Here is a 23,593-nt window from a genome sequence, read left to right on the forward strand (position 1 = left end):
GTATGCCGCGCAAGGGCCCGGCGCCGAAGCGCCAGCTCATCACCGACCCGGTTTACGGCTCGCCGCTCGTCACCGCACTGATCAACAAGGTGCTGCTCGAAGGCAAGCGCTCCATCGCTCAGAGCGTCGTCTACGACGCTCTCGAGGGCGCCCGTGAGAAATCCGGTCAGGACCCGCTCGTCGTTCTGAAGCGAGCTCTGGACAACGTCAAGCCCGCGCTTGAGGTCCGCAGTCGCCGTGTCGGTGGCGCGACCTACCAGGTGCCGGTCGAGGTTCGCGCCTCCCGGTCCACCACGCTGGCCCTGCGCTGGCTGGTCTCCTACGCGCGTCAGCGTCGGGAGAAGAGCATGACCGAGCGTCTGATGAACGAACTGGTCGACGCCAGCAACGGTCTCGGTGCGGCCGTCAAGAAGCGTGAGGACACGCACAAGATGGCCGAGTCGAACAAGGCCTTCGCCCACTACCGCTGGTAAAGCGGCAGGACCTGAACAGACCGAAGGACGACGAGCCTCATGGCTAAGACATTGCTTGACCTGGACAAGGTCCGCAATATCGGCATCATGGCCCACATCGACGCGGGCAAGACCACGACGACCGAGCGGATCCTTTACTACACCGGTGTCAACCACAAGCTCGGCGAGACGCACGACGGCGCCTCGACGATGGACTGGATGAAGGAAGAGCAGGAGCGGGGTATCACCATTACCTCGGCTGCGATCACCACCCAGTGGGACGACACCACCATCAACATCATCGACACGCCCGGCCACGTCGACTTCACGGTCGAGGTCGAGCGGTCGCTGCGTGTCCTCGACGGTGCCGTCGCGGTGTTCGACGCCAAGGAAGGCGTGGAGCCCCAGTCGGAGCAGGTTTGGCGCCAGGCCGACCGGTACAACGTGCCGCGTATCTGCTTCGTCAACAAGATGGACAAGATCGGCGCCGAGTTCCAGCGCTGCGTCGACATGTTCCGTGAGCGCCTCGGCGCGAACGCCATGCCGATCCAGCTGAACATCGGTGCCGAGAGCGACTTCAAGGGCGTCATCGACCTCGTGAAGATGAAGGCCTACGTCTGGAGCGACGAGGCCGCGCTCGGCGAGATGTACGACACCGTCGAGATCCCGGACACTCACGTCGAGGCCGCTCGCGAGGCTCGCGAGTCCTTCATCGAGACGCTGGCCGACGCCGACGACGAGATCATGGAGATGTACCTGGAGGGCCAGGAGCCCACCGAGGAGCAGCTGGTGGTCGCGATCCGTCGCGCCACCATCGCCGGCACCGCCATCCCCGTCGTTTGTGGCACCGCTTTCAAGAACAAGGGCGTACAGCCCCTGCTCGACGCGGTCACCGCGTACCTCCCGTCCCCGCTGGACGTCGAGTCCATCATGGGTCACGACCCCAAGGACGAGAACGAGGAGCCCGTCCTCGCGCGTAAGCCGAGCGTGGACGAGCCGTTCTCCGCCCTGGTCTTCAAGATCGCCAACGACCCGCACCTGGGCAAGCTGTCCTACGTGCGCGTCTACTCCGGTGTCCTCGTCAGCGGTACCCAGGTGCTGAACAGCGTCAAGGGCCGCAAGGAGCGCATCGGCAAGGTCTACCGCATGCACTCCAACAAGCGTGTGGAGATCCCGGAGGCGGGTGCCGGTGACATCGTCGCCGTCATGGGCCTCAAGGAGACCACCACGGGTGAGACCCTGTCGGATCAGGCCTCGCCCATCGTCCTGGAGTCCATGACCTTCCCGGCTCCGGTCATCGAGGTGGCCATCGAGCCGAAGACCAAGAGCGACCAGGAGAAGCTGGGCATCGCGATCCAGCGCCTGGCCGACGAGGACCCCTCCTTCCAGGTGGCCACGGACGACCAGACCGGTCAGACCGTGATCTCCGGCATGGGTGAGCTGCACCTTGAGGTGCTGGTCCACCGCATGCGCGACGAGTTCAAGGTCGAGGCCAACATCGGTAAGCCGCAGGTGGCCTACCGCGAGACCATTCGCAAGAAGGTCGACGGTCACGTCTATACCCACAAGAAGCAGACCGGTGGTTCGGGTCAGTTCGCCAAGGTGAAGATCAACCTTGAGCCGCTGGAGTCCGAGGACGGCGCCGCTTCGGGGTACGAGTTCGTCAACGCCGTCACCGGTGGTCGCATCCCGCGGGAGTACATCCCGTCGGTCGACGCCGGCTGCCAGGCCGCCGCGGAGCTGGGCGTGCTCGCGCACTACCCGCTCGTCGGCATCAAGGTGACGCTGACGGACGGCCAGTACCACGACGTCGACTCTTCGGAGATGGCCTTCAAGACCGCCGGTTCGATGGCCTTCAAGGAGGCCGTCAGGCTGGCGAAGCCGGCTCTCCTGGAGCCGGTCATGGCCGTGGAGGTCACCACGCCCGAGGAGTACATGGGTGACGTGGTCGGCGACCTGAACTCTCGTCGTGGACAGATTCAGTCCATGGACGACCGTTCCGGTGTCCGTCTGGTCAAGGCCCTCGTGCCTCTCTCGGAAATGTTCGGCTACGTGGGTGACCTTCGTAGCCGCACGCAGGGTCGAGCCAACTACTCGATGGTGTTCGACTCCTACGCGGAGGTTCCGTCCGCTGTCGCCCAAGAAATTGTGGCGAAGGTTCGCGGCGAATAGTCGCGAACGACCAACCCGGCTGTTCCCCGTGCTCACGGGGTTGGACCACAGTCAGATAGATCTGTACGTCTAGGAGACTTCCAGTGGCGAAGGTAAAGTTCGAGCGGACCAAGCCGCACGTTAACATCGGCACCATCGGTCACATTGACCACGGCAAGACCACGCTGACTGCGGCCATCACCAAGGTGCTGCACGACGCCCACCCGGAGCTGAACCCGTTCACTCCGTTCGCGGACATCGACAACGCTCCTGAGGAGCGCGAGCGCGGTATCACCATCTCCGTCGCTCACGTCGAGTACCAGACCGAGGCGCGTCACTACGCCCACGTCGACTGCCCGGGTCACGCCGACTACGTGAAGAACATGATCACGGGTGCGGCCCAGATGGACGGTGCGATCCTGGTCGTGGCCGCCACCGACGGCCCGATGCCGCAGACCAAGGAGCACGTGCTCCTTGCTCGCCAGGTCGGCGTCCCCGCCATCGTCGTCGCCCTGAACAAGGCCGACATGGTGGACGACGAGGAGATCTTCGAGCTCGTCGAGCTTGAGGTCCGTGAGCTGCTCAGCGAGTACGAGTTCCCCGGCGACGACACTCCCGTCACCAAGGTCTCCGCTCTGAAGGCGCTTGAGGGCGACGCCACGTGGGGCCAGGCCATCCTGGAGCTCATGGGCACCGTGGACTCCCACATCCCCGAGCCCGTGCGTGACACCGAGAAGCCCTTCCTCATGCCCATCGAGGACGTCTTCTCGATCACCGGTCGCGGCACCGTCGTCACCGGTCGTATCGAGCGCGGTATCGTCAACGTGAACGAGACCGTCGACATCGTCGGCATCAAGGAAGACAAGCAGACCACCACCGTCACCGGTGTTGAGATGTTCCGCAAGCTGCTCGACCAGGGCCAGGCCGGTGACAACGTCGGTCTGCTCCTGCGCGGCACCAAGCGCGAGGACGTCGAGCGTGGCCAGGTCGTCATCAAGCCCGGCACCACCACCCCGCACACGCAGTTCGAGGGTCAGGTCGTCATCCTGTCCAAGGACGAGGGTGGCCGCCACACGCCGTTCTTCAACAACTACCGCCCGCAGTTCTACTTCCGCACCACCGACGTCACCGGCGTCGTGACGCTGCCGGAGGGCACCGAGATGGTCATGCCCGGTGACAACACCGGAATGACCGTCCAGCTCATCCAGCCGGTCGCCATGGAAGAGGGCCTGAAGTTCGCCATCCGTGAGGGTGGCCGGACCGTGGGCGCGGGTCGCGTCACCAAGATCCTCAACTAGTACACACGTCGGGGTGCTTCCGTAAGGAGCCACCCCGACGTGGCGGGTGGGCCGCACCAACGCGGCTCACCCACCACACTGACAAGACGTCATCGGGCTCTGTGACGGTGACGCACCGCAGGGGCAAGCCCTGTTGCGGTTTCTCAAGGAAATAGGGGCTCAAGGCCAAAAAGCCGGCGGATTCGCCGACGGGCCTGGGCTTCTGTGACCGGAACTGCTCACCGTTACGGACACTGAAGCGAAGGACGAACAGGCCATATGGCGGGACAAAAGATCCGCATTCGGCTAAAGGCCTATGACCACGAGGTCATCGACAGCTCGGCGAAGAAGATCGTTGAGACCGTGACGCGAACTGGCGCACAGGTCGCGGGCCCGGTGCCGCTGCCGACGGAGAAGAACGTTTACTGCGTTATCCGATCGCCGCACAAGTACAAAGACTCGCGCGAGCACTTCGAGATGCGCACTCACAAGCGGCTGATCGACATCATCGACCCGACTCCGAAGACGGTCGACTCGCTCATGCGACTCGACCTGCCGGCCGGCGTTGACATCGAGATCAAGCTTTAAGGACGCACTGACATGGCCACCAAGCAGATCAAGGGAGTTCTGGGCGAAAAGCTCGGCATGACCCAGGTCTTCGACGACGCGGGCAAGATGGTTCCCGTGACCGTCCTGAAGGCCGGTCCGTGCGTCGTGAGCCGCATCCGGACTCCGGACACCGATGGTTACTCCGCCATCCAGCTCGGCTACGGGCAGATCAACCCGCGCAAGGTCAACAAGCCCCTGGGCGACTACCTTCGCGCGCACGACCTGACCCCGCGCCGTCACTACGTAGAGGTCCGCACGACCGCCGCCTCCGAGTACACACTCGGCCAGGAGGTCGACGCGGCCACGTTCGAGATCGGCCAGAAGGTCGACGTCACGGGCAAGAGCAAGGGTAAGGGCTTCGCCGGCGTCATGAAGCGGCACGGCTTTGCCGGTATGTCCGCTTCGCACGGTACGCACCGCACCCACCGCTCGCCCGGCTCCATCGGCGGCTGCGCCACGCCCGGCCGCGTTTTCAAGGGCATGCGGATGGCCGGGCGCATGGGTAACGTGCGCAAGACCGTCCAGAACCTGACCGTTCACTCCGTGGACGCGGAGAAGGGCCTCATCCTGGTCAAGGGTGCCGTGCCTGGTCCCAACGGCGGTCTGGTGCTCGTCCGCACCGCTGTGAAGGGGGACAAGTAAGCCATGGCCCAGATCGAGGTCAAGAACCCTGAGGGTGGCTCCAAGGGCAGCGTCGAGCTGCCTGAGAGCGTCTTCGCCCAGAAGGTCAGCATTCCGCTGCTGCACCAGGTCGTGAACGCCCAGTTGGCCGCAGGCCGTCAGGGCACCCACGCCACCAAGACCCGCGGTGAAGTCCGCGGTGGTGGCAAGAAGCCCTACCGCCAGAAGGGAACCGGTCGTGCCCGTCAGGGCTCGATCCGCGCCCCGCAGTACGTCGGTGGTGGCGTCGTTCACGGCCCCCAGCCGCGTGACTACAGCCAGCGGACCCCGAAGAAGATGAAGGCCGCCGCCCTGCGTGGCGCCCTCTCCGACCGGGCCAACCACGGCCGTATCCACGTCATCGGCCAGTTCGTGGCCGCGGACGCGGACACCAAGCTCACGCAGACCGCCTTCAAGGCGCTGCGCCAGGTCACCGAGTCCGACAAGGTTCTCGTCGTCCTGGCTCGTGAGGACGAGCACAACCGGCGCGCCCTGCGCAACCTCGAAGAGGTCCACATCCTCGACGCGGACCAGGTGAACACCTACGACGTCCTGTACTCGGACGACGTGGTCTTCACCGAGGCGGGTTACGCCGAGTTCCTGGCCCACGCGGCCGGTACCTCGAAGGCCGCTGAGTCCGAGGAGGACGAGCTGTGAGGATCGCCGACCACCGGGACATCATCGTCGAGCCGGTGATCTCCGAGAAGAGCTACGGGCTCATGGACGCGAACAAGTACACGTTCATCGTTCGCCCGGACGCCAACAAGACCCAGATCAAGATCGCGATCGAGAAGATCTTCGAAGTGAAGGTCACCGGCGTGAACACGATCAACCGGAAGGGCAAGCGCAAGCGGACCCGTTTCGGTTTCGGAAAGCGTCCTGACACGAAGCGCGCGATCGTCAGCCTCGCCGAGGGTGACCGCATCGACATCTTCGGTCAGTGATCTTTCGGATCTGACCGCTACACATCAAGTAACACGTAAAGGAATGCGCGAAGAAGATGGGCATTCGTAAGTACAAGCCGACGACGCCGGGTCGTCGCGGCTCCAGCGTGAGCGACTTCGTCGAAATCACGCGCTCGGAGCCGGAGAAGTCCCTGGTTCGTCCGCTTCACTCCAAGGGCGGTCGTAACGGCCACGGCCGTATCACCGCTCGTCACCAAGGTGGCGGTCACAAGCGCGCCTACCGCGTGATCGACTTCCGTCGTCACGACAAGGACGGCGTGCCGGCCAAGGTCGCTCACATCGAGTACGACCCCAACCGCACCGCTCGCATCGCTCTGCTCCACTACGTGGACGGTGAGAAGCGCTACATTCTGGCGCCTGCCGGCCTCTCGCAGGGCGACAAGGTCGAGAACGGCCCCCAGTCCGACATCAAGCCGGGCAACTGCCTCCCGCTGCGCAACATCCCCACGGGTACGTTCGTGCACGCGGTCGAGCTGAAGCCGGGCGGCGGTGCCAAGCTGGGCCGCTCTGCTGGATCGCAGATCCAGCTCCTGGCCAAGGAGGGGAACTACGCCACGCTGCGTATGCCCTCCGGTGAGATGCGCATGGTGGAGATCACCTGCCGCGCCACCGTTGGCCAGGTCGGCAACGCCGAGCAGTCCAACATCAGCTGGGGCAAGGCTGGTCGCTCGCGGTGGAAGGGCAAGCGCCCGACCGTCCGTGGTGTGGTCATGAACCCGGTCGACCACCCGCACGGTGGTGGTGAGGGCAAGACCTCCGGTGGACGTCACCCGGTCAGCCCCTGGGGACAGAAGGAAGGCCGGACCCGGACCAAGAACAAGGCCAGCGACAAGATGATCGTGCGGCGTCGGCGTAGCGGTAAGAAGAAGCGGTAAGGAGCACGTCTGATGCCACGTAGCCTTAAGAAGGGTCCCTTCGTGGACGACCACCTCGTCAAGAAGGTGGAGTCGCAGAACGAAAAGGGGACCAAGAACGTCATCAAGACGTGGTCCCGGCGGTCCATGATCATCCCGGAGATGATCGGTCACACGATCGCCGTCCACGACGGCCGCAAGCACATTCCGGTGTTCGTGTCGGAGTCGATGGTCGGCCACAAGCTCGGTGAGTTCGCTCCCACGCGTACTTTCCGTAGCCACGTCAAGGACGACCGCCGCAGCCGCCGTTAGCGGTTGCAGCAGTTGTAAGAACAAATGTTCTCCACGGTGAGTGGGGAAGATATTTTCCGTGAGCGAGGGAAAAGCGATGGGAACGAGGGCACAGGCGCGGTTCGTCCGCGTTACGCCCCGCAAGGCTCGCCGGGTGGCGGACCTTATTCGCGGGTTGCCCGCTGACGAGGCGCAGGCGGTGCTCCGGTTCGCTCCCCAGTCGGCGAGTGAGCCCGTTGGCAAGGTGCTGGACAGCGCCATTGCCAACGCCGAGCACAACGACAAGTTGGACCGGGAGAACCTGGTGGTCGAGCGAGTCTGGGTGGACGAAGGTCCGACCCTGAAGCGCATTCGCCCGCGAGGATTCGGCCGGGCCTTCCGTGTCACCAAGCGTACGAGCCACATCACCGTGGTCGTCGCCGAGGACGCGCGTGCCTCGTCCAAGACGAAGGAAAGGACCCGATAGTGGGGCAGAAGATTAACCCGCACGGGTTCCGCCTCGGCATCACCACCGACTTCAAGAGCCGCTGGTATGCCGACAAGTCCTACAAGGACTACGTCAAGGAAGACGTCGCGATCCGTCGGATGCTGACCCGTGGCATGGAGCGCGCGGGCATCTCCAAGGTCGAGATCGAGCGCACCCGTGACCGTGTCCGCGTGGACGTCTACACCGCCCGGCCGGGCATCGTCATCGGCCGTCGCGGCGTTGAGGCCGACCGGATCCGTACGGACCTTGAGAAGCTGACCGGCAAGCAGGTGCAGCTGAACGTCTTCGAGGTGAAGAACCCGGAGATCGACGCGCAGCTCGTCGCCCAGGGCGTCGCCGAGCAGCTGAGCAGCCGCGTGGCTTTCCGCCGCGCGATGCGCAAGGCCATGCAGAGCGCGATGAAGAGCGGTGCCAAGGGCATCCGTATCCAGTGTGGTGGCCGTCTGGGTGGGGCTGAGATGTCCCGCTCGGAGTTCTACCGCGAGGGTCGGGTCCCGCTGCACACGCTTCGCGCCGACATCGACTACGGCTTCTTCGAGGCCCGGACGACGTTCGGTCGCATCGGTGTGAAGGTGTGGATCTACAAGGGCGACGCCCCTGTGACCCGCGCCGAGCGTGAGGCGGCCCAGGTCGCGCAGCGCACCGCCGGTGGCGGTCAGCGCCGTGAGCGTCCGCAGCGCCGCCGTCGTGGCGGTCCCGCGGGTGGCGGTCAGCCGAACACCGAGGCAAAGGCCGGTGCGTCCGCCGAGGCCCCGAAGACCGAGGGGAGCTGACCCGTGCTTATTCCTCGTAAGGTCAAGTACCGCAAGCAGCACCACCCGGACCTTCGTGGCAAGGCCAAGGGCGGAACCCGGGTCACCTTCGGTGAGTACGGTATCCAGGCCCTGGAGTCCGCTTACGTGACGAACCGTCAGATCGAGTCCGCTCGTATCGCCATGACGCGTCACATCAAGCGTGGCGGCAAGGTGTGGATCACCATCTTCCCGGACCGTCCGCTGACCAAGAAGCCTGCCGAGGTCCGCATGGGTTCCGGTAAGGGTTCACCCGAGTGGTGGGTCGCGCCGGTCAAGCCCGGTCGCGTGATGTTCGAGCTGTCGGGCGTGCCCGAGGACGTGGCCAAGGAGGCCATGAGCCGTGCAATGCACAAGCTCCCGATGAAGTGCAAGTTTGTTAAGCGTGAGGGGGAGTGATGGCGAAGTCCGTGACTGCCCATGAGCTGCGCGACCAGTCCGTTGAGGACCTGGTCACCAAGCTCAAGGAAGCCAAGGAAGAGCTCTTCAACCTCCGCTTCCAGGCCGCCACCGGCCAGCTCGACAACCACAGCCGTCTTCGTACGGTCAAGCGCGAGATCGCGCGGATCTACACGATCCTGCGCGAACACGAGCTGGGCATCGTCCCGCTGTCTGGTGAGTCGGCTGAGGAGACGAAGGAAGCAGCCGAATGACTGAGAACCAGACCGCGACCCGCAACTACCGCAAGACGCGTGAGGGCCTCGTCGTCAGCGACAAGATGGACAAAACCGTCGTTGTCGAGGTCGAGGACCGCGTCAAGCACGCCCTGTACGGCAAGGTCATCCGTCGGACGACCAAGTACAAGGCTCACGACGAGTCGAACTCCTGTGGCGTCGGTGACCGGGTCATCATGATGGAGACCCGGCCGCTCTCCGCGACGAAGCGTTGGCGCGTCGTGGAGATCCTGGAGAAGGCTAAGTAACCCCGGCCTGTCGGCGGCCGACACCAGTTGTCGGCCGCCGACGCGAGGGGTGAGACCACCTAGCCGTGCGGCAGTGGACCGCACGCATCACATCAGGAGCAGACGTGATTCAGCAGGAGTCGCGACTCAAGGTCGCCGACAACACGGGGGCCAAGGAGATCCTTACCATCCGTGTTCTCGGTGGCTCGGGTCGGCGCTACGCCGGAATGGGCGACACCATCGTCGCTACGGTGAAGGACGCCCTGCCTGGCGCTGGAGTCAAGAAGGGCGACGTCGTCAAGGCCGTTATCGTGCGCACCGCTAAGGAGCGCCGCCGGCCCGACGGCTCCTACATCCGCTTCGATGAGAACGCTGCCGTGCTCATCAAGGACGGTGGGGACCCGCGAGGCACCCGCATCTTCGGCCCGGTCGGCCGTGAGCTGCGTGACAAGAAGTACATGCGCATCATTTCGCTGGCGCCGGAGGTGCTCTAAGCGATGAAGATCAAATCTGGCGACGAGGTCATCGTTCTCGCCGGCAAGGACAAGGGTGCCACGGGTAAGGTCGTCAAGGCCATGCCCAAGGAAGACCGTGTCGTCGTCGAGGGCGTCAACCTGGTCAAGAAGCACAGGAAGGCCAATCCGGCCGGCGGCGAGCAGGGAGAGGTCGTCACCAAGGAGGCTTCCCTCCACGTGAGCAATGTTGCGCTCACCGTGGACGGCAAGGCCACCCGGGTCGGCTACCGCTTCGAGGAGGACGGAACCAAGGTTCGCGTCTCCCGCAGCACCGGTAAGGACATCTGATGACGGTTACCAACGACATCACCGCCCCGCCGATGCCGCGGCTCAAGGAGAAGTACCGTAACGAGATCGTTGCGGGCCTCAAGGACGAGTTCGGCATCGAGAACGTCATGCAGATCCCCGGTCTCACGAAGATCGTGGTGAACATGGGCGTCGGCGAGGCGGCTCGTGACGCAAAGCTTATTCAAGGCGCGATCGCCGACCTGTCGGCGATCACCGGGCAGAAGCCGAAGATCAGCCGGGCCAAGAACTCCATCGCGCAGTTCAAGCTGCGCGAGGGTCAGCCGATCGGCGCCAGCGTCACGCTGCGCGGCGACCGGATGTGGGAGTTCCTCGACCGGCTGCTCTCGCTGGCTCTGCCCCGTATCCGGGACTTCCGTGGCCTTTCCCCGAAGCAGTTCGACGGGAACGGGAACTACACCTTCGGTCTGACCGAGCAGGTCATGTTCCACGAGGTGAACCCGGACAAGGTCGACCGGCAGCGTGGGATGGACATCACTGTCGTCACCACCGCCACCATCGACGACCAGGGCCGCAGCCTGCTCAAGCGGCTCGGTTTCCCGTTCAAGGAAGCCTGAGGGGTTTACCATGGCTAAGAAGTCCCTGATCGCAAAGGCGAACCGGAAGCCGAAGTTCGGCGTTCGGGCGTATACTCGATGCTCGCGGTGCGGACGCCCGCGTGCCGTCTTCAAGAAGTTCGGCCTGTGCCGTATCTGCTTCCGCGAGATGGCGCACCGGGGCGAGCTGCCCGGCATCACCAAGTCGAGCTGGTAGTTTCCGGCGGGGCCGACTGAGCGCCTGAGCGCGGTCGGCCCCCGGAAGCGCCACCTTCCCGGTGGCTCGATGTAGGACCCGTCGTCCTCCAGGACGGAGAACGGCGGAAAGCGATATTCATTCACCAGGGCACGGCAGTCCCACGGGATCGCGGTGCCCACGACCACGCCGAAGGTCCGTTTGTGCACTTCACGGGGGTACCCCGCGGAAGGCAGGCTTTGGGAAAGGCCCGCACTCGGAAACCGCGGTGAGGAAGGGCCAGTCGGCCATGACAATGACCGACCCGATCGCAGACATGTTGACTCGTCTGCGTAACGCGAATTCGGCTTACCACGACACCGTGACGATGCCGTTTTCCAAGATCAAGGCGCACATCGCCGAGGTCCTCCAGCATGAGGGCTTCATCCAGGGGTGGCGGACCGAGGAGGCCGAAGTCGGCCAGAGCCTCGTTCTGGAACTGAAGTACGGCCCCACGCGTGAGCGCTCCATCGCGGGCATCCGCCGGGTGTCCAAGCCCGGTCTCCGCGTGTACGCGAAGAAGGACAACCTTCCTCGCGTTCTGGGTGGTCTCGGTGTGGCCATCATTTCGACGTCCGGTGGCCTGATGACTGACAAGCAGGCCAAGAAGCGTGGCGTGGGCGGCGAAGTCCTCGCTTACGTCTGGTAATAGGGAGAGACGAAAAGCATGTCGCGTATTGGTCGACTGCCGCTCTCGGTCCCAAAGGGCGTCGAGGTCACGATTAACGGGCAAGACGTCACTGTCAAGGGGCCGAAGGGCGAGCTGAAGCACACGATCACCGAGCCGATCACCGCCTCCTTCGAGGACGGCGTGGTCACGGTGTCGCGTCCCGACGACAAGCCGGAGACCCGGTCATTGCACGGTCTGAACCGTTCGATGATCGCGAACCTCGTCGAGGGTGTCTCCAAGGGCTACGGCAAGACTCTGGAAATCCACGGCGTGGGTTACCGGGTGCAGGCTCGCGGCTCCAACCTGGAGTTCTCGCTGGGCTACAGCCACCCCGTCGTGGTGGAGCCGCCGGAGGGCATCGCCTTCCGCGTGGAGAAGCCGACGATTCTGCATGTCGAGGGCATCGACAAGCAGCTGGTGGGCCAGGTCGCCGCGAACATCCGCGGTCTGCGCAAGCCTGACCCGTACAAGGCCAAGGGCGTGCGCTACCAGGGTGAGCACATCCGCCGCAAGGCCGGAAAGGCTGGTAAGTAGGCATGGGCATCACCGTGAGCCGTAAGCGCACCGCGAAGGCCACCACCGCTCGTAAGCGTCGCCAGTTCCGGGTGCGCAAGAAGGTCGTGGGCACCGCCGAGCGTCCCCGTCTGGCCGTCTTCCGCTCCTCCAAGCACATCGTCGCGCAGGTGATCGACGACACCAAGGGTCACACCCTGGTCGCCGCCTCCAGCGTCGAGACGGATGTGCGTGGCGCCGAGGGCACCAAGTCCGACAAGTCGGTGAAGGTCGGTGAACTCGTCGCGCAGCGCGCGAAGGACGCCGGCATCACCAAGGTCGTCTTCGACCGTGCCGGTAACCGTTACGCCGGTCGCATCGTGAAGCTCGCCGACGCGGCGCGCGAAGGTGGGCTGGAGTTCTGATGACCGTTGTACAGGCCGAGAACAACCACGAGAAGAGGAACCACTGATGGCTGCAGCACCGCGGCGCGGCGCCGGTGGCGAGCGGCGTGATCGCCGTGACGATCGCCGCGGCGGCGCCGCAGACAAGGGTGTCTCCTACATCGAGAAGGTCGTGACCATCAACCGGGTCGCGAAGGTCGTCAAGGGCGGCCGTCGCTTCTCCTTCACCGCGCTCGTCATCGTCGGTGACGGTAACGGCATGGTGGGTGTCGGTTACGGCAAGGCCAAGGAAGTTCCGGCTGCCATCGCCAAGGGCGTGGACGAGGCGAAGAAGAACTTCTTCCGCGTCCCCCGCATCCAGGGCACGATCACGCACCAGATCCAGGGCGAGGAGGCCGCGGGTGTCGTCCTGCTGCGTCCGGCCGCCCCGGGTACCGGTGTGATCGCCGGTGGTCCGGTTCGCGCCGTCCTGGAGTGCGCCGGTATCCACGACGTCCTGAGCAAGTCGCTCGGTTCGTCCAACCCGCTCAACATCGTGCACGCCACGGTGGCCGCTCTGAAGGGCCTCAACCAGCCCGAGGAGATCGCCGCCCGTCGTGGTCTGCCGATCGAGGACGTCGCCCCGGCCGCCATGCTGCGCGCTCGTGCTGAGGCGAAGGCAGGAGCCTGATCATGGCAAAGATCAAGATCACGCAGACCGGCTCCAAGATCGGCGGCAAGGAGAAGCAGCGCGCTGCTCTCCAGTCGCTGGCTCTGGGCCGGATCGGTAAGTCCACCGTCCGTGAGGACCGCCCTGAGGTTCGCGGGCAGATCACGATCGTCTCGCACCTCGTCACTGTCGAGGAGGTCGCAGAATGAGCGACTACAGCCCCGACGAGCCGCTCAAGCTCCACCACTTGCGTCCCGCCCCGGGTGCCAACAAGGCCAAGGTCCGTAAGGGCCGTGGCGAGGCTTCCAAGGGTAAGACCGCCGGTCGCGGTACCAAGGGCACGAAGGCTCGTAACACCGTCCGTCCCGGTTTCGAGGGTGGGCAGATGCCCCTCATCCGCCGGGTGCCGAAGCTCAAGGGCTTCAGCAACGCGATGTTCAAGAAGACCTACCAGGTCGTCAACCTGGACAGGCTGAGCGAGCTCTACCCCGAGGGTGGCGAGGTCACCGTCGAGGGCCTGGTCGCCAAGGGCGCGGTTCGCAAGAACCAGCCCGTCAAGGTGCTGGGCACCGGTGAGATCACCGTCGCCGTGCAGGTGAGCGCCAACGCGCTCTCCTCCTCGGCGAAGGAGAAGATCACCGCCGCCGGTGGCACCGTCACCGAGCTGTAGGGGAACATCCCTACGATGTGCATTTGGGGGCGCCCGCCCGGCAGGATCCGCGAGGATCGGCTGGTCGGGCGCCCTCGTGCATGGTGAAAGTTGATCGTTATGGCTCCCCGACCCTGCCGTTGGGTGATGGCTGTTACAGTGCCATCTGTTTGAGCTCTCCGCTTGACGTAATGTGAGTACTTCCGAGCAACGGGCGACGTGCCCGCTGCTGACGTTCTACGACGATTCAGGATCGGCCGCGATGTCTGGAACCCGTTCCGCCGCCGAAGCCGCGCAGGAGGAGACGTGCTAGGTGCGTTCGTTCGTGCATTCCGCACGCCCGACCTGCGCAATAAGCTGCTGTTCACACTGTTCATCCTGACGCTGTTCCGCCTGGGGTCGGTGATCCCGGCACCGGGCATCGACTCGGCGGCGATCAGAGAACAGATGGAGACCATCACCACCGCCGACCAGTCCGGCGTGTACGCCCTGGTCAACCTGTTCAGTGGTGGCGCGCTTCTGCAACTGGCGGTGTTCGCGCTCGGGGTCATGCCGTACATCACCGCGAGCATCATCATCAACCTGCTGACGGTGGTCATCCCTCGCTTGGAGGCCCTCAAGAAGGAGGGCCAGGCGGGCCAGGGCAAGATCACCCAGTACACCCGCTATCTCACCCTCATGCTGGCGGTGCTACAGGCGACCAGCATCGTGGCCATGGCTCGGACCGGTGCGCTGTTCCAGAACGCCGTACCGGTCTCCTCCTATATGCCGAACCAGGACATCCTGACGATGGTCACCATCGTCTTCACGATGACCGGTGGCACCATGATCATCGTGTGGATGGGCGAGCTCATCACTGAGCGCGGTGTCGGCAACGGCATGTCGCTTCTCATCTTCACCCAGGTCATCGCGGTCTTCCCGTCCTCGATCATGGGTCTGTACGAAGAGCGCTCCGTCTGGATCTTCACCATCATCTGCATCGCGGGTCTGGTCCTGATCACCGCCGTGGTGTTCATGGAGCAGGCTCAGCGCCGTATCCCGGTTCAGTACGCGAAACGCATGGTGGGCCGGCGAATGTACGGGGGCAGTTCCACCTACATTCCGCTGAAGGTCAACCAGGCGGGCATCATCCCCGTGATCTTCGCCTCTTCGCTGCTGTACCTTCCGCAGCTGATCGTGGGTCTGCTCGGTCAGGACTCCACCCATCCGGTGGCGCAGTTCTTCCAGACCTACTTCCTCACCGGCACTCACCCCGTCTACATGGCGACGTTCTTCGTCATGATCGTCGGGTTCGCGTTCTTCTACGTGGCGATTACCTTCAACCCCACTGAAGTCGCCGACAACATGAAGAAGTACGGTGGGTTCATCCCGGGTATCCGACCAGGGCGTCCGACCGCCGAGTACCTCGACTTCGTGCTTACTCGACTCACGACCCCCGGCTCGCTGTACCTGGGCGTGATCGCTCTCCTGCCGATGGTGGCTCTCGGTGCCACCGGTGCCGACATGAACTTCCCCTTCGGTGGGACGAGCATCCTGATCATGGTCGGTGTCGGGCTGGACACGGTGAAGCAGATCGAGAGTCACCTCCAGCAGAGGAACTACGAAGGTTTTCTGCGATAAATGCGAGCTGTATTGGTGGGGCCGCCTGGGGCCGGTAAAGGCACCCAGGCCCAGATCCTCGCGGAAGAGCTGTCCATCCCGAAGGTGTCCACCGGTGACATCTTCCGGGCCAACGTCAGCGGCGGTACCGAACTCGGCAAGAAGGCCAAGGAGTTCATGGATCGTGGCGACCTCGTCCCCGACGAGATCACCAACGCCATGGTCAAGGACCGATTGGCCCAGGACGACGCTGCGGAGGGTTTCCTGCTCGACGGGTTCCCGCGCAACGTCCCCCAGGCGGAGACGCTCAAGGGGATGCTCGCCGACCTCGGCTCCAACCTGGACGTGGTCCTGGAGCTGCGGGTCGACGAGGAGGAGGTCGTCAAGCGCCTCTCCGGTCGTCGGTCCTGCCCCGAGTGCGGCCGGGTTTACCACGTGGAGTACGACGCTCCGAAGGTCGCGGGCAAGTGCGACAAAGAGGGTGCCGAGCTGTACCAGCGCGAGGACGACCGTGAGGAGACCATTCGGCACCGCCTGAAGGTCTACCGCGAGCAGACCTCGCCGCTGGTCGAGTACTACTCCGGCGAAGGCCTGCTGGCCACCATCTCCGCCACGGGCCCCGTGACCGAGGTGACGGCCCGCGCCAACGCGGCCATCGCCGAGAAGAGGTCGGCTGCCTGATGTTCGGCAAGGCCGATCCCGACGTGCAGATCAAGACGCCGGAACAGATCGTCAAGATGAGGGCGGCGGGCCAGATCGTGGCCCGCGCCCTGGACACGCTCCGGGCCGCGGTGCGGCCCGGAGCGTCGACCCTCGAACTCGACTCCATCGCCGAGAAGGTGATCCGGGACGCCGGGGCCGTCCCGTCGTTCAAGGGCTACCACGGTTTCCCCGGGTCGATCTGCGCCTCGGTGAACGAGGAGGTCGTGCACGGCATCCCCAGCACCGAGCGTGTGCTGGCCGACGGAGACATCATCTCCATCGACTGCGGCGCCATCCTCGACGGCTGGCACGGCGACTCCGCGGTCACCATCGCGGTGGGCGAGGCCCGCTCCGAGGATCTCACCATGATGGACGTGTGCGAGGAGTCCATGTGGCTGGGGATCGCCGAGATGGTCCCGGGTAAGCGGCTGGGGGACATCGGTCACGCGATCGGTGGCCACATCGCCGCGAACGGTGGCTACGGCAACGTGCGCGAGTACGGCGGCCACGGCATCGGCACCCAGATGCACATGGACCCGCACGTGCTCAACTACGGCAAGCGCGGCAAGGGCATGCGGTTGCGCGAGGGCATGTGCCTGGCGATCGAACCGATGACCACGCTCGGCAAGCACGACGTGGTGGAGCTCGACGACGGTTGGACGGTCGTGACGAGGGACGGCCGGCGCGCCGCCCACTTCGAGCACACCGTCGCCATCACCGCGGACGGTCCGATGGTGTTGACGGCTCGCGAGTCCAACCGCGATAAAATCGACGCGATGGGGTTCGTCCAGCCGACCTGGTGACGGCGGGCCCACCCCCGTGTCCCGTCGGGAACCGGCGGCGATGGGGTGGTGACCACTCACTGGTGTAAAGGCGAGGTGCGAGCAGTGTCCGACCCGGTGCCGTCCATACGAACATCCGACGCGGAACGAGATCGGGTGGCCCGGCTGCTCCAGGAGCACTTCGCTCAGGGGCGGCTGGACCACGAAGAGTTCACCGAGCGTCTGGGCCGGGCGTACAAGGCCAAGACCGCGGATGACCTCGCCCGGGTGACCACGGACTTTCCCGAGAAGGATCTGGCGGAAAAAGGACACGCGGCCAGGTTCGACACCGGTGTGGCGGCGCCACCGCTACGACTGCGCGACCCCGCCCTCATGGTCCCGTGGTGGCTCTACGGTGGCGTCAACATCCTGTGTTTCACCATCTGGCTGATCCTGTACCTGACCACCGACGCGTCGTATCCGTGGTTCCTGTGGGTGCTGGCGCCTTGGGGCATCCTGATGCTCGTGGTGACCTTCGGGGTCCTGGCCGCTCAACGCGGCGCCCAGGGCGATGACCACGACCCCGCCGGTTGAAGTTCTCGCCGATGGATCGGTGTCGGGGGACGCGCACGTGGTTTCGTTCGATGAGGCGGACCGTGTAGGCTCCTCTGCTCTCGTGGGCGAGAGCACTTGCCGGAAGGGGATAGACTGACACTGCCCATACGCGGGCTGTTGGGTCAGTCTGCCTTCTTTGTGCCACGTCTTCCCATCGACGTAAGCCTTGCAGTTGGCCTGGACTTCCAGTGTGTTCTGGCGTCGGTGACGCGGTGTGTCCGTGATCGCCGGGGCCGTCGCGTCATGCGAAGGACCACTCAGGTCGCGTCGGGTCGTCCTGATCAACCAAATCGATGAGCGAGGCGTGGAGGACATGGCAAAGAAAGACGGCGCCATCGAGATCGAGGGTTCCGTTGTCGAGTCCCTACCCAACGCTATGTTCAAGGTAGAGCTCGATAACGGGCACCAGGTTCTTGCCCACATCAGCGGCAAGATGCGGATGAACTACATTCGTATTCTTCCCGACGACCGTGTCGTCGTGGAGCTGAGCCCGTACGACCTCACGCGCGGGCGCATCGTTTACCGCTACAAGTAGCCCGTCCGGGGCCGCACGGCCCGTGACTGGTGATGTGATGAGTTCGGAGTCACCATGAAGGTCAAGCCGAGCGTGAAGAAGATCTGCGCGAAGTGCCGCGTGATCCGCCGTAACAGCCGGATCATGGTCATTTGCTCGGACCCGCGGCACAAGCAGCGCCAGGGCTGAGTAAGCCCCGGTTCGCCGGCCGCGACTTCCGCGTCGCATCGGACCCGGGTCAGGGGAGGTCTTCCCCGACCGGGCCCAGGAAACAACGAAAAACCTGTTCCGATCTCCCGCCCGTTGGTGGTGGGGGAGAACCCCCGGTCGGAGGCCGGGGCCTCGTCGATTGGGCGACGAGAGGATGGAACGGGTCAGACCTCCGCACATGCATGGATGGAGTCTCGCCCACATGGCACGTATTGCCGGCGTAGACCTCCCCCGCGACAAGCGGGTGGAGATCGCTCTCACTTACGTCTTCGGGGTCGGCCGCACTCGCGCCACCGAAACCCTGAAGAACACCGGTGTCGACGGGAACACCCGCGTCCACCAGCTGTCCGAAGAGGACCTGGTCAAGCTGCGCGAGTGGATCGACGCCAACTACCAGGTCGAGGGTGACCTGCGACGCGAGATCCAGGGCGACATCCGTCGCAAGATGGAGATCGGTAGCTACCAGGGCATTCGTCACCGCCGTGGTCTCCCGGTGCGTGGTCAGCGCACGCAGACCAACGCCCGCACTCGCAAGGGCAAGAAGAAGACCGTGGCCGGCAAGAAGAAGGCCAAGAAGTAGTCCGCCTCGGACCTGCCAACCGCGTCCGAGAAGTAAACGGACCGATGATCTCTGGGAGTTTCACTCATGCCGCCTAAGGGCCGTCAGGGTGCAGCGCGCAAGGTGCGCCGCAAGGAAAAGAAGAACATTGTCCACGGGCACGCTCACATCAAGAGCACGTTCAACAACACGGTCGTGAGCATCACCGATCCGACCGGTGCCGTGATCTCGTGGGCCAGCTCGGGTCAGGTCGGCTTCAAGGGGTCGCGTAAGTCCACCCCCTACGCCGCCCAGATGGCCGCCGAGGCCGCCGCGCGCCGTGCCCAGGAGCACGGTGTCCGCAAGGTCGACGTCTTCGTGAAGGGCCCGGGCTCGGGCCGCGAGACCGCCATCCGTTCGCTGCAGGCGACCGGTCTTGAGGTGGGCTCCATTCAGGACATCACCCCGGTCCCGCACAACGGCTGCCGCCCGCCGAAGCGTCGCCGCGTCTGATTCGGCACCGGCGCCCGCGTCTCCTACTCGCGGGCGCCTCGCGGTGTGGTCCGCCTCCATCCCGTTGGGGTGAGGGGCGGACCGGGTAGGAATCCGATCAGGGGACACCGCCGACCGGGCGGTGTCCATCCGGTGGCCGTCAAATAACGGGCGGCCATGTGGAAGGGAAAACACGGACCATGTTGATCGCACAGCGTCCGACGCTCACCGAGGAGACCATCTCCGAGTGGCGTTCGAAGTTCGTCATCGAGCCGTTGGAGCCGGGTTTCGGTTACACCATCGGTAACTCGCTTCGGCGTACCCTGCTGTCCTCCATCCCCGGCGCGGCTGTCACCAGCATCCGCATCGAGGGCGTCGAGCACGAGTTCACCACCGTGCCCGGGGTCAAGGAGGACGTCACGGAGATGATCCTCAACCTCAAGGGTCTGGTCGTCAGCTCCGAGCACGACGAGCCGGTGCTGATGTACCTGCGCAAGCAGGGCCCGGGTGTGGTGACCGCCGCGGACATCGCTCCGCCGGCCGGTGTCGAGGTGCACAACCCCGACCTGCACATCGCCACGCTCAACGGCAAGGGCAAGCTGGAGATGGAGCTGACGGTCGAGCGCGGCCGCGGTTACGTCTCCGCGACGCAGAACAAGCAGCAGGGCCAGGAGATCGGTCGGATCCCGATCGACTCCATCTACTCGCCCGTGCTGCGTGTGACCTACAAGGTCGAGGCGACCCGTGTCGAGCAGCGCACCGACTTCGACCGCTTGATCGTCGACATCGAGAGCAAGCCGGCCATTCGTCCCCGTGACGCCATGGCCAGCGCGGGCAAGACCCTGGTCGAGCTGTTCGGTCTGGCTCGTGAGCTCAACGTCGACGCCGAGGGCATCGACATGGGCCCGTCGCCGACGGACGCCGCTCTGGCGGCGGACCTGGCGCTGCCGATCGAGGACCTCAACCTCACGGTCCGTTCCTACAACTGCCTCAAGCGCGAGGGCATCCACAGCGTTGGCGAGCTGGTTGCCCGCTCTGAGCAGGACCTTCTGGACATTCGGAACTTCGGGGCCAAGTCCATCGACGAGGTCAAGCAGAAGCTCGTCGACATGAGCCTGTCCCTGAAGGACTCCCCGCCCGGGTTCGACCCCGGCACCGCGGCCGACTCCTTCGGCTCCGAGGACGACGAGGGTGACTCCTTCGTCGAGACGGAGCAGTTCTAGACCTTCGTCGCCCAATGGTCCCCGGCCGAGTGCGGCCGTGGACCGCATCACTAGGAGAACGCAACCATGCCCACGCCTACCAAGGGCGCCCGTCTGGGTTCCGGGCCCGCGCACGAGCGGCACATGCTGGCGAACCTGGCCACCTCCCTGTTCCAGCACGGCCGTATCCGCACCACGGAGGCCAAGGCCAAGCGCCTGCGTCCGTACGCCGAGAAGCTCATCACTCTCGGCAAGCGCGGTGACCTGCACGCCCGTCGTCAGGTGCTGACCAAGATCACCGACAAGGCCGTAGTGCACGAGCTCTTCACCGAGATCGGCCCGCGCTTCGAGAACCGCCCCGGTGGTTACACCCGCATCACCAAGATCGGTCCGCGCAAGGGCGACAACGCCCCGATGGCTGTCATCGAGCTGGTCGAGGCGCTGAGCGCCCCCGCCGCTCCGGCCGCCGCTGCCGCCCCGGTGGAGGAGACCCCTGAGGCTCCCGCCGAGGAGACCGTCGAGGCCAAGACCGAGGAGGCCCCCGAGGCCGCCGAGGAGAGCGCCGAGAGCAAGTAGGGTGCCCGTGCGTGGCCGTCAGGTCCGCGCGACGCCCTCGTGAGTGCCCGACCCTTGTGGGGGTCGGGCACTTCTCTTTTGTCCGGGCCGGTGTTCGGCGACGTGAACGGGATGGGGATGGACGAGAACGAGACCGTCCGGCTACGGCTGGACATCGCCTACGACGGCACGGACTTCTCGGGGTGGGCGCGGCAGCCGACCCGGAGAACCGTGCAGGGGGAACTGGAGTCGGCGCTGGCCAAGGTGCTGCGTCTATCGGACGCATCGGTGACCTGCGCGGGGCGCACCGACGCGGGCGTGCACGCCCGGGGACAGGTGGCACAGATCGACGTGCCGCGCGCCGCTTGGGAGAACGAGGGCGAACGGGTGTTGCGCCGGTTGGCCGGGGTCCTGCCCAAGGACGTCCGGGTGAGCGCCGTTCGCCTGGCCCCGCCCGGGTTCGACGCCAGGTTCTCGCCGCTGTTCCGCCGCTACGTGTACCGGGTCGGCGACGCGCCCTACGGGTTGGAGCCGCTGCGCCGCCGTGACGTGCTGTGGCACCGGCATCCGCTGGACGTGGACCGGATGAACGAGGCGTCGGACCGGCTCGTCGGCGAGCACGACTTCGCGGCCTTCTGTAAGAAGCGGGAGGGCGCCACCACGATCCGTGAGCTGCTGCGGCTGTCGTGGGTACGCGAGGAGGAACATCTCCTCGCCGGCACCATCCAGGCCGACGCGTTCTGCCACAACATGGTCCGCGCGCTCGTAGGAGCGCTTCTGGCGGTGGGGGACGGCCGTCAGGACGTGGAGTGGCCGGGACGGGTTCTGGGCACGGCTGTGCGCGATTCATCGGTGCACGTGGTCGGTCCCCAGGGGCTGAGCCTGGAGGAGGTGCGCTACCCCGCTGACGAGGAGCTGGCCGAGCGCGCCACCCTCACCCGACGCGTCCGTGAGCTGCCCTGTAAGGGCCACGCCGGGTAGGGGCGGGCAGAGGCGCGGGTCCGATATCGGTGCGCCGAGGCGTCGGAGGCGTCGGAGGCGTCGGAGGCTGGGGGCGTGAGGGCGTGCCGGTGTGGGCGGAGCTCGAAGCTCCCCCATGAGGACAAGTACATCCGGGAACGCGAGACGGCGCCACCCCTGATCCACGATCTGTGGACGAGCAGGGTGGCGCCGTCTTGTGCGTCGTGTCAGGAGCGGTCCTCGACGAGGTTCTCGTAGGCGGCGTCGATGAACCCGTCGCCGATGTCACGGAGCTCGGTGGCGTCGGTCTCCTCGTCGCCGCTGCCGTCGCTGTTGGCCGACAGGGAGAAGAGCAGGTAACGGCCCCACTGGCCGCTGCTGCCGTGGCCGCCGGAGTAGCCCAGGCGTTCGGCCGGGGTGCCCTCCTCGCCGGGCAGGCCGGCGAACCATTGGGCGCCGACCAGGTCCTGTGAGGACAGGGCCTCTTCGGCCTCGGTGTCGCCGGGCATGGCGGCGACGCCGACGGTGACGGCGTGGTTCTGGTCCTCGCTCAGGTAGGACGCGCGCACCAGCTGGCGGCACTCGTTCGAGCCGAGCACGTCGCCGTAGTCGCCGTGGGTGCCGGAGGCGCAGTCCTCGGTGTCCTCGACGGCCACACGGGTGAACGCGCCCTGGCCCTCGATCTCCATCTCCTCGGGGAAGAGGGACTCGGGGGCCAGACTGCCCGGGTCGTTGCTCTCGTCCGCGACGGTGGTGGCCTCGCCGCCGCTACCGCCGAGACCGCCGCTGGCGAACAGGAACACACCGCCGCCGACGATGAGGAGCAGGACGAGGAAACCGGCGCCCATGAGCACGACGCGCTTCGTGGACCCGGTGGAACGGCGGTCGTCGTAACCGTCGTCGTAGTAATCGTCGTAGTCGTCGTAACCGTCGCTTTGGACACTGAACTGGGCCGTGTCCGCGCCGGCGTCCTCCGGCACCTCGTCGCGGTACAGCGGGCGGGCCGCGGCACCCGCGCGGGGGGCGGGACCGGGAACCGCGTTCAGGTTCTGGGTGGCGCCCATGGCATCGGCCGGGAAGACCGGCTCCTGTTTGGGAGGAGCTGGAGGGAGCGCGCCGGGAGGCGGTGGGCCCTGTTGGTACATGGGCGGCCGGCCGGGGCCCATGCCGGGCTGTCCGCCGGTGGGCATGTTCGGTGGCGGACCCTGGGGAGGTCCGGGAGGCCCCGGAGGCATGTGCGGGCCGCTCTGAGGACCCTGCGGCGGCGGGCCGGGGGGCATGCCGTGCGGCGGAACCGGGCCGCCGGGGGGCGGAGGTTGGCCGGGGCCGCCCGGGCCGCGTGGCGGGCCGCCAGGGGTGATATGTCCCATGCCGGGCTGTCCGCCGGTGGGCATGTTCGGCGGCGGACCCTGGGGAGGTCCGGGAGGTCCGGGAGGTGTTTGGGGGCCGCTCTGAGGCCCGGGGCCCTGCGGGAGGCCGAGCGGAGCCTGTGGTCCACGGCCCTGGGGAGGCCCGGGAGGCATCTGCGGGCCGCTCTGGGGTCCGGGGGCG

Annotated in this window: 36 protein-coding genes; 35 read left to right on the top strand and 1 reads right to left on the bottom strand. The window is 65.7% G+C overall.

Features of this window, described 5'->3' with window-relative positions:
• Nucleotides 1–2 precede the first annotated feature (2 nt).
• The 35 genes from rpsG to truA all read left to right on the top strand — a co-directional run bounded on the left by rpsG (nt 3) and on the right by truA (nt 22,063).
• Complete coding sequence (rpsG, locus tag BQ8420_RS26780) at nt 3–473, top strand: 30S ribosomal protein S7 (protein ID WP_087102435.1); 471 nt, start codon at nt 3–5, stop codon at nt 471–473.
• 39 nt (nt 474–512) lie between these two features.
• Nucleotides 513–2,624: an elongation factor G gene (gene fusA / locus BQ8420_RS26785; RefSeq protein ID WP_087102437.1), complete on the top strand. Its 2,112-nt coding sequence runs from the start codon at nt 513–515 to the stop codon at nt 2,622–2,624.
• A gap of 83 nt (nt 2,625–2,707) precedes the next feature.
• A complete protein-coding gene (gene tuf, locus BQ8420_RS26790; protein WP_087102439.1) occupies nt 2,708–3,901 on the top strand; it encodes an elongation factor Tu in 1,194 nt (397 codons plus the stop codon).
• A 258-nt stretch (nt 3,902–4,159) separates the two neighbouring features.
• Nucleotides 4,160–4,468, top strand: coding sequence for a 30S ribosomal protein S10 (gene rpsJ, locus BQ8420_RS26795; RefSeq protein ID WP_014908366.1), 309 nt, complete (start codon nt 4,160–4,162; stop codon nt 4,466–4,468).
• 12 nt (nt 4,469–4,480) lie between these two features.
• A complete protein-coding gene (gene rplC, locus BQ8420_RS26800) occupies nt 4,481–5,131 on the top strand; it encodes a 50S ribosomal protein L3 (RefSeq protein ID WP_087102440.1) in 651 nt (216 codons plus the stop codon).
• A 3-nt stretch (nt 5,132–5,134) separates the two neighbouring features.
• The gene (gene rplD / locus BQ8420_RS26805; RefSeq protein ID WP_087102441.1) at nt 5,135–5,806 is read left to right on the top strand and encodes a 50S ribosomal protein L4; all 672 of its coding nucleotides are present in this window, start codon (nt 5,135–5,137) and stop codon (nt 5,804–5,806) included.
• Nucleotides 5,803–6,093, top strand: a complete 291-nt coding sequence (rplW, locus tag BQ8420_RS26810) for a 50S ribosomal protein L23 (protein WP_087102444.1) — start codon at nt 5,803–5,805, stop codon at nt 6,091–6,093. Before rplD ends, rplW begins: the two co-directional genes overlap by 4 nt.
• A gap of 56 nt (nt 6,094–6,149) precedes the next feature.
• Nucleotides 6,150–6,989 carry a 50S ribosomal protein L2 gene (gene rplB / locus BQ8420_RS26815; protein ID WP_087102446.1) on the top strand — a complete coding sequence of 280 codons (840 nt, stop codon included), beginning with the start codon at nt 6,150–6,152 and terminating at the stop codon, nt 6,987–6,989.
• A 12-nt stretch (nt 6,990–7,001) separates the two neighbouring features.
• Nucleotides 7,002–7,280 carry a 30S ribosomal protein S19 gene (gene rpsS / locus BQ8420_RS26820; protein WP_087102448.1) on the top strand — a complete coding sequence of 93 codons (279 nt, stop codon included), beginning with the start codon at nt 7,002–7,004 and terminating at the stop codon, nt 7,278–7,280.
• Nucleotides 7,281–7,356: 76 nt separating this feature from the next.
• A complete protein-coding gene (gene rplV, locus BQ8420_RS26825; protein ID WP_067597776.1) occupies nt 7,357–7,725 on the top strand; it encodes a 50S ribosomal protein L22 in 369 nt (122 codons plus the stop codon).
• Nucleotides 7,725–8,519, top strand: coding sequence for a 30S ribosomal protein S3 (gene rpsC / locus BQ8420_RS26830; RefSeq protein WP_087102450.1), 795 nt, complete (start codon nt 7,725–7,727; stop codon nt 8,517–8,519). Before rplV ends, rpsC begins: the two co-directional genes overlap by 1 nt.
• Nucleotides 8,520–8,522: 3 nt before the next feature.
• Nucleotides 8,523–8,936, top strand: coding sequence for a 50S ribosomal protein L16 (rplP, locus tag BQ8420_RS26835; protein WP_087102452.1), 414 nt, complete (start codon nt 8,523–8,525; stop codon nt 8,934–8,936).
• Nucleotides 8,936–9,190, top strand: coding sequence for a 50S ribosomal protein L29 (rpmC, locus tag BQ8420_RS26840; protein WP_087102454.1), 255 nt, complete (start codon nt 8,936–8,938; stop codon nt 9,188–9,190). The genes rplP and rpmC overlap by 1 nt, the downstream gene beginning before the upstream one ends.
• Nucleotides 9,187–9,459 (top strand): 30S ribosomal protein S17, encoded by a 273-nt coding sequence (gene rpsQ, locus BQ8420_RS26845; RefSeq protein WP_087102456.1) that lies wholly within the window; start codon nt 9,187–9,189, stop codon nt 9,457–9,459. Before rpmC ends, rpsQ begins: the two co-directional genes overlap by 4 nt.
• Before the next feature lie 104 nt (nt 9,460–9,563).
• The gene (rplN, locus tag BQ8420_RS26850) at nt 9,564–9,932 is read left to right on the top strand and encodes a 50S ribosomal protein L14 (RefSeq protein WP_067597790.1); all 369 of its coding nucleotides are present in this window, start codon (nt 9,564–9,566) and stop codon (nt 9,930–9,932) included.
• Nucleotides 9,933–9,935: 3 nt separating this feature from the next.
• Entirely contained in the window at nt 9,936–10,241 is a 306-nt protein-coding gene (gene rplX / locus BQ8420_RS26855; RefSeq protein ID WP_087102458.1) for a 50S ribosomal protein L24, read from the top strand.
• On the top strand, nt 10,241–10,816 hold the full coding sequence (rplE, locus tag BQ8420_RS26860; protein ID WP_087102461.1) for a 50S ribosomal protein L5: 576 nt from the start codon (nt 10,241–10,243) through the stop codon (nt 10,814–10,816). The genes rplX and rplE overlap by 1 nt, the downstream gene beginning before the upstream one ends.
• A 10-nt stretch (nt 10,817–10,826) precedes the next feature.
• Nucleotides 10,827–11,012 (top strand): type Z 30S ribosomal protein S14, encoded by a 186-nt coding sequence (locus BQ8420_RS26865; RefSeq protein ID WP_067597799.1) that lies wholly within the window; start codon nt 10,827–10,829, stop codon nt 11,010–11,012.
• Between the two features lie 268 nt (nt 11,013–11,280).
• Nucleotides 11,281–11,679 (top strand): 30S ribosomal protein S8, encoded by a 399-nt coding sequence (gene rpsH / locus BQ8420_RS26870; RefSeq protein ID WP_087102463.1) that lies wholly within the window; start codon nt 11,281–11,283, stop codon nt 11,677–11,679.
• 18 nt (nt 11,680–11,697) lie between these two features.
• On the top strand, nt 11,698–12,234 hold the full coding sequence (gene rplF, locus BQ8420_RS26875) for a 50S ribosomal protein L6 (RefSeq protein ID WP_087102465.1): 537 nt from the start codon (nt 11,698–11,700) through the stop codon (nt 12,232–12,234).
• A gap of 2 nt (nt 12,235–12,236) precedes the next feature.
• Nucleotides 12,237–12,617, top strand: a complete 381-nt coding sequence (gene rplR / locus BQ8420_RS26880) for a 50S ribosomal protein L18 (protein ID WP_087102467.1) — start codon at nt 12,237–12,239, stop codon at nt 12,615–12,617.
• A gap of 46 nt (nt 12,618–12,663) precedes the next feature.
• Nucleotides 12,664–13,266, top strand: a complete 603-nt coding sequence (gene rpsE, locus BQ8420_RS26885) for a 30S ribosomal protein S5 (RefSeq protein WP_087102469.1) — start codon at nt 12,664–12,666, stop codon at nt 13,264–13,266.
• 2 nt (nt 13,267–13,268) lie between these two features.
• Complete coding sequence (gene rpmD, locus BQ8420_RS26890; protein WP_087102472.1) at nt 13,269–13,454, top strand: 50S ribosomal protein L30; 186 nt, start codon at nt 13,269–13,271, stop codon at nt 13,452–13,454.
• Nucleotides 13,451–13,915: a 50S ribosomal protein L15 gene (rplO, locus tag BQ8420_RS26895; RefSeq protein ID WP_087102474.1), complete on the top strand. Its 465-nt coding sequence runs from the start codon at nt 13,451–13,453 to the stop codon at nt 13,913–13,915. Before rpmD ends, rplO begins: the two co-directional genes overlap by 4 nt.
• 285 nt (nt 13,916–14,200) lie before the next feature.
• Nucleotides 14,201–15,514, top strand: coding sequence for a preprotein translocase subunit SecY (gene secY / locus BQ8420_RS26900; protein WP_087102476.1), 1,314 nt, complete (start codon nt 14,201–14,203; stop codon nt 15,512–15,514).
• Nucleotides 15,515–16,174, top strand: coding sequence for an adenylate kinase (locus BQ8420_RS26905; protein ID WP_200816105.1), 660 nt, complete (start codon nt 15,515–15,517; stop codon nt 16,172–16,174).
• Entirely contained in the window at nt 16,174–16,998 is an 825-nt protein-coding gene (map, locus tag BQ8420_RS26910; protein ID WP_087102480.1) for a type I methionyl aminopeptidase, read from the top strand. Before BQ8420_RS26905 ends, map begins: the two co-directional genes overlap by 1 nt.
• An 84-nt stretch (nt 16,999–17,082) precedes the next feature.
• Complete coding sequence (locus BQ8420_RS26915) at nt 17,083–17,550, top strand: DUF1707 domain-containing protein (protein WP_087102482.1); 468 nt, start codon at nt 17,083–17,085, stop codon at nt 17,548–17,550.
• A gap of 334 nt (nt 17,551–17,884) precedes the next feature.
• Nucleotides 17,885–18,106 (top strand): translation initiation factor IF-1, encoded by a 222-nt coding sequence (gene infA, locus BQ8420_RS26920; protein ID WP_013156135.1) that lies wholly within the window; start codon nt 17,885–17,887, stop codon nt 18,104–18,106.
• Nucleotides 18,107–18,160: 54 nt separating this feature from the next.
• On the top strand, nt 18,161–18,274 hold the full coding sequence (gene rpmJ / locus BQ8420_RS26925) for a 50S ribosomal protein L36 (protein ID WP_026117481.1): 114 nt from the start codon (nt 18,161–18,163) through the stop codon (nt 18,272–18,274).
• 223 nt (nt 18,275–18,497) lie between these two features.
• Nucleotides 18,498–18,875: a 30S ribosomal protein S13 gene (gene rpsM, locus BQ8420_RS26930; RefSeq protein WP_087102484.1), complete on the top strand. Its 378-nt coding sequence runs from the start codon at nt 18,498–18,500 to the stop codon at nt 18,873–18,875.
• 66 nt (nt 18,876–18,941) lie between these two features.
• Nucleotides 18,942–19,346 carry a 30S ribosomal protein S11 gene (rpsK, locus tag BQ8420_RS26935; protein WP_087102486.1) on the top strand — a complete coding sequence of 135 codons (405 nt, stop codon included), beginning with the start codon at nt 18,942–18,944 and terminating at the stop codon, nt 19,344–19,346.
• A 179-nt stretch (nt 19,347–19,525) separates the two neighbouring features.
• Nucleotides 19,526–20,548: a DNA-directed RNA polymerase subunit alpha gene (locus BQ8420_RS26940; RefSeq protein ID WP_087102488.1), complete on the top strand. Its 1,023-nt coding sequence runs from the start codon at nt 19,526–19,528 to the stop codon at nt 20,546–20,548.
• Nucleotides 20,549–20,614: 66 nt separating this feature from the next.
• Nucleotides 20,615–21,103, top strand: coding sequence for a 50S ribosomal protein L17 (rplQ, locus tag BQ8420_RS26945; RefSeq protein WP_087102490.1), 489 nt, complete (start codon nt 20,615–20,617; stop codon nt 21,101–21,103).
• A gap of 117 nt (nt 21,104–21,220) precedes the next feature.
• Complete coding sequence (gene truA / locus BQ8420_RS26950; RefSeq protein ID WP_143847581.1) at nt 21,221–22,063, top strand: tRNA pseudouridine(38-40) synthase TruA; 843 nt, start codon at nt 21,221–21,223, stop codon at nt 22,061–22,063.
• A 206-nt stretch (nt 22,064–22,269) separates the two neighbouring features.
• Here truA and BQ8420_RS26955 read toward each other — a convergent pair whose 3' ends face one another.
• Complete coding sequence (locus tag BQ8420_RS26955) at nt 22,270–23,232, bottom strand: hypothetical protein (protein ID WP_369825550.1); 963 nt, start codon at nt 23,230–23,232, stop codon at nt 22,270–22,272.
• Nucleotides 23,233–23,593 lie beyond the last annotated feature (361 nt).

It is taken from the genome of Nocardiopsis sp. JB363 (assembly GCF_900143625.1).
Classification (GTDB): Bacteria; Actinomycetota; Actinomycetes; order Streptosporangiales; family Streptosporangiaceae; genus Nocardiopsis.

Excerpts from the sequence above, each read along its gene's own strand:
- rpsG (WP_087102435.1), top strand. The coding sequence starts at position 3 with ATGCCGCGCAAGGGCCCGGCGCCGAAGCGCCAGCTCATCACCGACCCG.
- fusA (WP_087102437.1), top strand. The coding sequence starts at position 513 with ATGGCTAAGACATTGCTTGACCTGGACAAGGTCCGCAATATCGGCATC.
- rpsJ (WP_014908366.1), top strand. The coding sequence starts at position 4,160 with ATGGCGGGACAAAAGATCCGCATTCGGCTAAAGGCCTATGACCACGAG.
- rplC (WP_087102440.1), top strand. The coding sequence starts at position 4,481 with ATGGCCACCAAGCAGATCAAGGGAGTTCTGGGCGAAAAGCTCGGCATG.
- rplD (WP_087102441.1), top strand. The coding sequence starts at position 5,135 with ATGGCCCAGATCGAGGTCAAGAACCCTGAGGGTGGCTCCAAGGGCAGC.
- rplB (WP_087102446.1), top strand. The coding sequence starts at position 6,150 with ATGGGCATTCGTAAGTACAAGCCGACGACGCCGGGTCGTCGCGGCTCC.
- rpsS (WP_087102448.1), top strand. The coding sequence starts at position 7,002 with ATGCCACGTAGCCTTAAGAAGGGTCCCTTCGTGGACGACCACCTCGTC.
- rplV (WP_067597776.1), top strand. The coding sequence starts at position 7,357 with ATGGGAACGAGGGCACAGGCGCGGTTCGTCCGCGTTACGCCCCGCAAG.
- rpmC (WP_087102454.1), top strand. The coding sequence starts at position 8,936 with ATGGCGAAGTCCGTGACTGCCCATGAGCTGCGCGACCAGTCCGTTGAG.
- rpsQ (WP_087102456.1), top strand. The coding sequence starts at position 9,187 with ATGACTGAGAACCAGACCGCGACCCGCAACTACCGCAAGACGCGTGAG.
- rplX (WP_087102458.1), top strand. The coding sequence starts at position 9,936 with ATGAAGATCAAATCTGGCGACGAGGTCATCGTTCTCGCCGGCAAGGAC.
- rplE (WP_087102461.1), top strand. The coding sequence starts at position 10,241 with ATGACGGTTACCAACGACATCACCGCCCCGCCGATGCCGCGGCTCAAG.
- BQ8420_RS26865 (WP_067597799.1), top strand. The coding sequence starts at position 10,827 with ATGGCTAAGAAGTCCCTGATCGCAAAGGCGAACCGGAAGCCGAAGTTC.
- rpsH (WP_087102463.1), top strand. The coding sequence starts at position 11,281 with ATGACAATGACCGACCCGATCGCAGACATGTTGACTCGTCTGCGTAAC.
- rplF (WP_087102465.1), top strand. The coding sequence starts at position 11,698 with ATGTCGCGTATTGGTCGACTGCCGCTCTCGGTCCCAAAGGGCGTCGAG.
- rplR (WP_087102467.1), top strand. The coding sequence starts at position 12,237 with ATGGGCATCACCGTGAGCCGTAAGCGCACCGCGAAGGCCACCACCGCT.
- rpsE (WP_087102469.1), top strand. The coding sequence starts at position 12,664 with ATGGCTGCAGCACCGCGGCGCGGCGCCGGTGGCGAGCGGCGTGATCGC.
- rpmD (WP_087102472.1), top strand. The coding sequence starts at position 13,269 with ATGGCAAAGATCAAGATCACGCAGACCGGCTCCAAGATCGGCGGCAAG.
- rplO (WP_087102474.1), top strand. The coding sequence starts at position 13,451 with ATGAGCGACTACAGCCCCGACGAGCCGCTCAAGCTCCACCACTTGCGT.
- BQ8420_RS26905 (WP_200816105.1), top strand. The coding sequence starts at position 15,515 with ATGCGAGCTGTATTGGTGGGGCCGCCTGGGGCCGGTAAAGGCACCCAG.
- map (WP_087102480.1), top strand. The coding sequence starts at position 16,174 with ATGTTCGGCAAGGCCGATCCCGACGTGCAGATCAAGACGCCGGAACAG.
- infA (WP_013156135.1), top strand. The coding sequence starts at position 17,885 with ATGGCAAAGAAAGACGGCGCCATCGAGATCGAGGGTTCCGTTGTCGAG.
- rpmJ (WP_026117481.1), top strand. The coding sequence starts at position 18,161 with ATGAAGGTCAAGCCGAGCGTGAAGAAGATCTGCGCGAAGTGCCGCGTG.
- rpsM (WP_087102484.1), top strand. The coding sequence starts at position 18,498 with ATGGCACGTATTGCCGGCGTAGACCTCCCCCGCGACAAGCGGGTGGAG.
- rpsK (WP_087102486.1), top strand. The coding sequence starts at position 18,942 with ATGCCGCCTAAGGGCCGTCAGGGTGCAGCGCGCAAGGTGCGCCGCAAG.
- BQ8420_RS26940 (WP_087102488.1), top strand. The coding sequence starts at position 19,526 with ATGTTGATCGCACAGCGTCCGACGCTCACCGAGGAGACCATCTCCGAG.
- rplQ (WP_087102490.1), top strand. The coding sequence starts at position 20,615 with ATGCCCACGCCTACCAAGGGCGCCCGTCTGGGTTCCGGGCCCGCGCAC.
- truA (WP_143847581.1), top strand. The coding sequence starts at position 21,221 with ATGGACGAGAACGAGACCGTCCGGCTACGGCTGGACATCGCCTACGAC.
- BQ8420_RS26955 (WP_369825550.1), bottom strand. The coding sequence starts at position 23,232 with ATGCCCACCGGCGGACAGCCCGGCATGGGCCCCGGCCGGCCGCCCATG.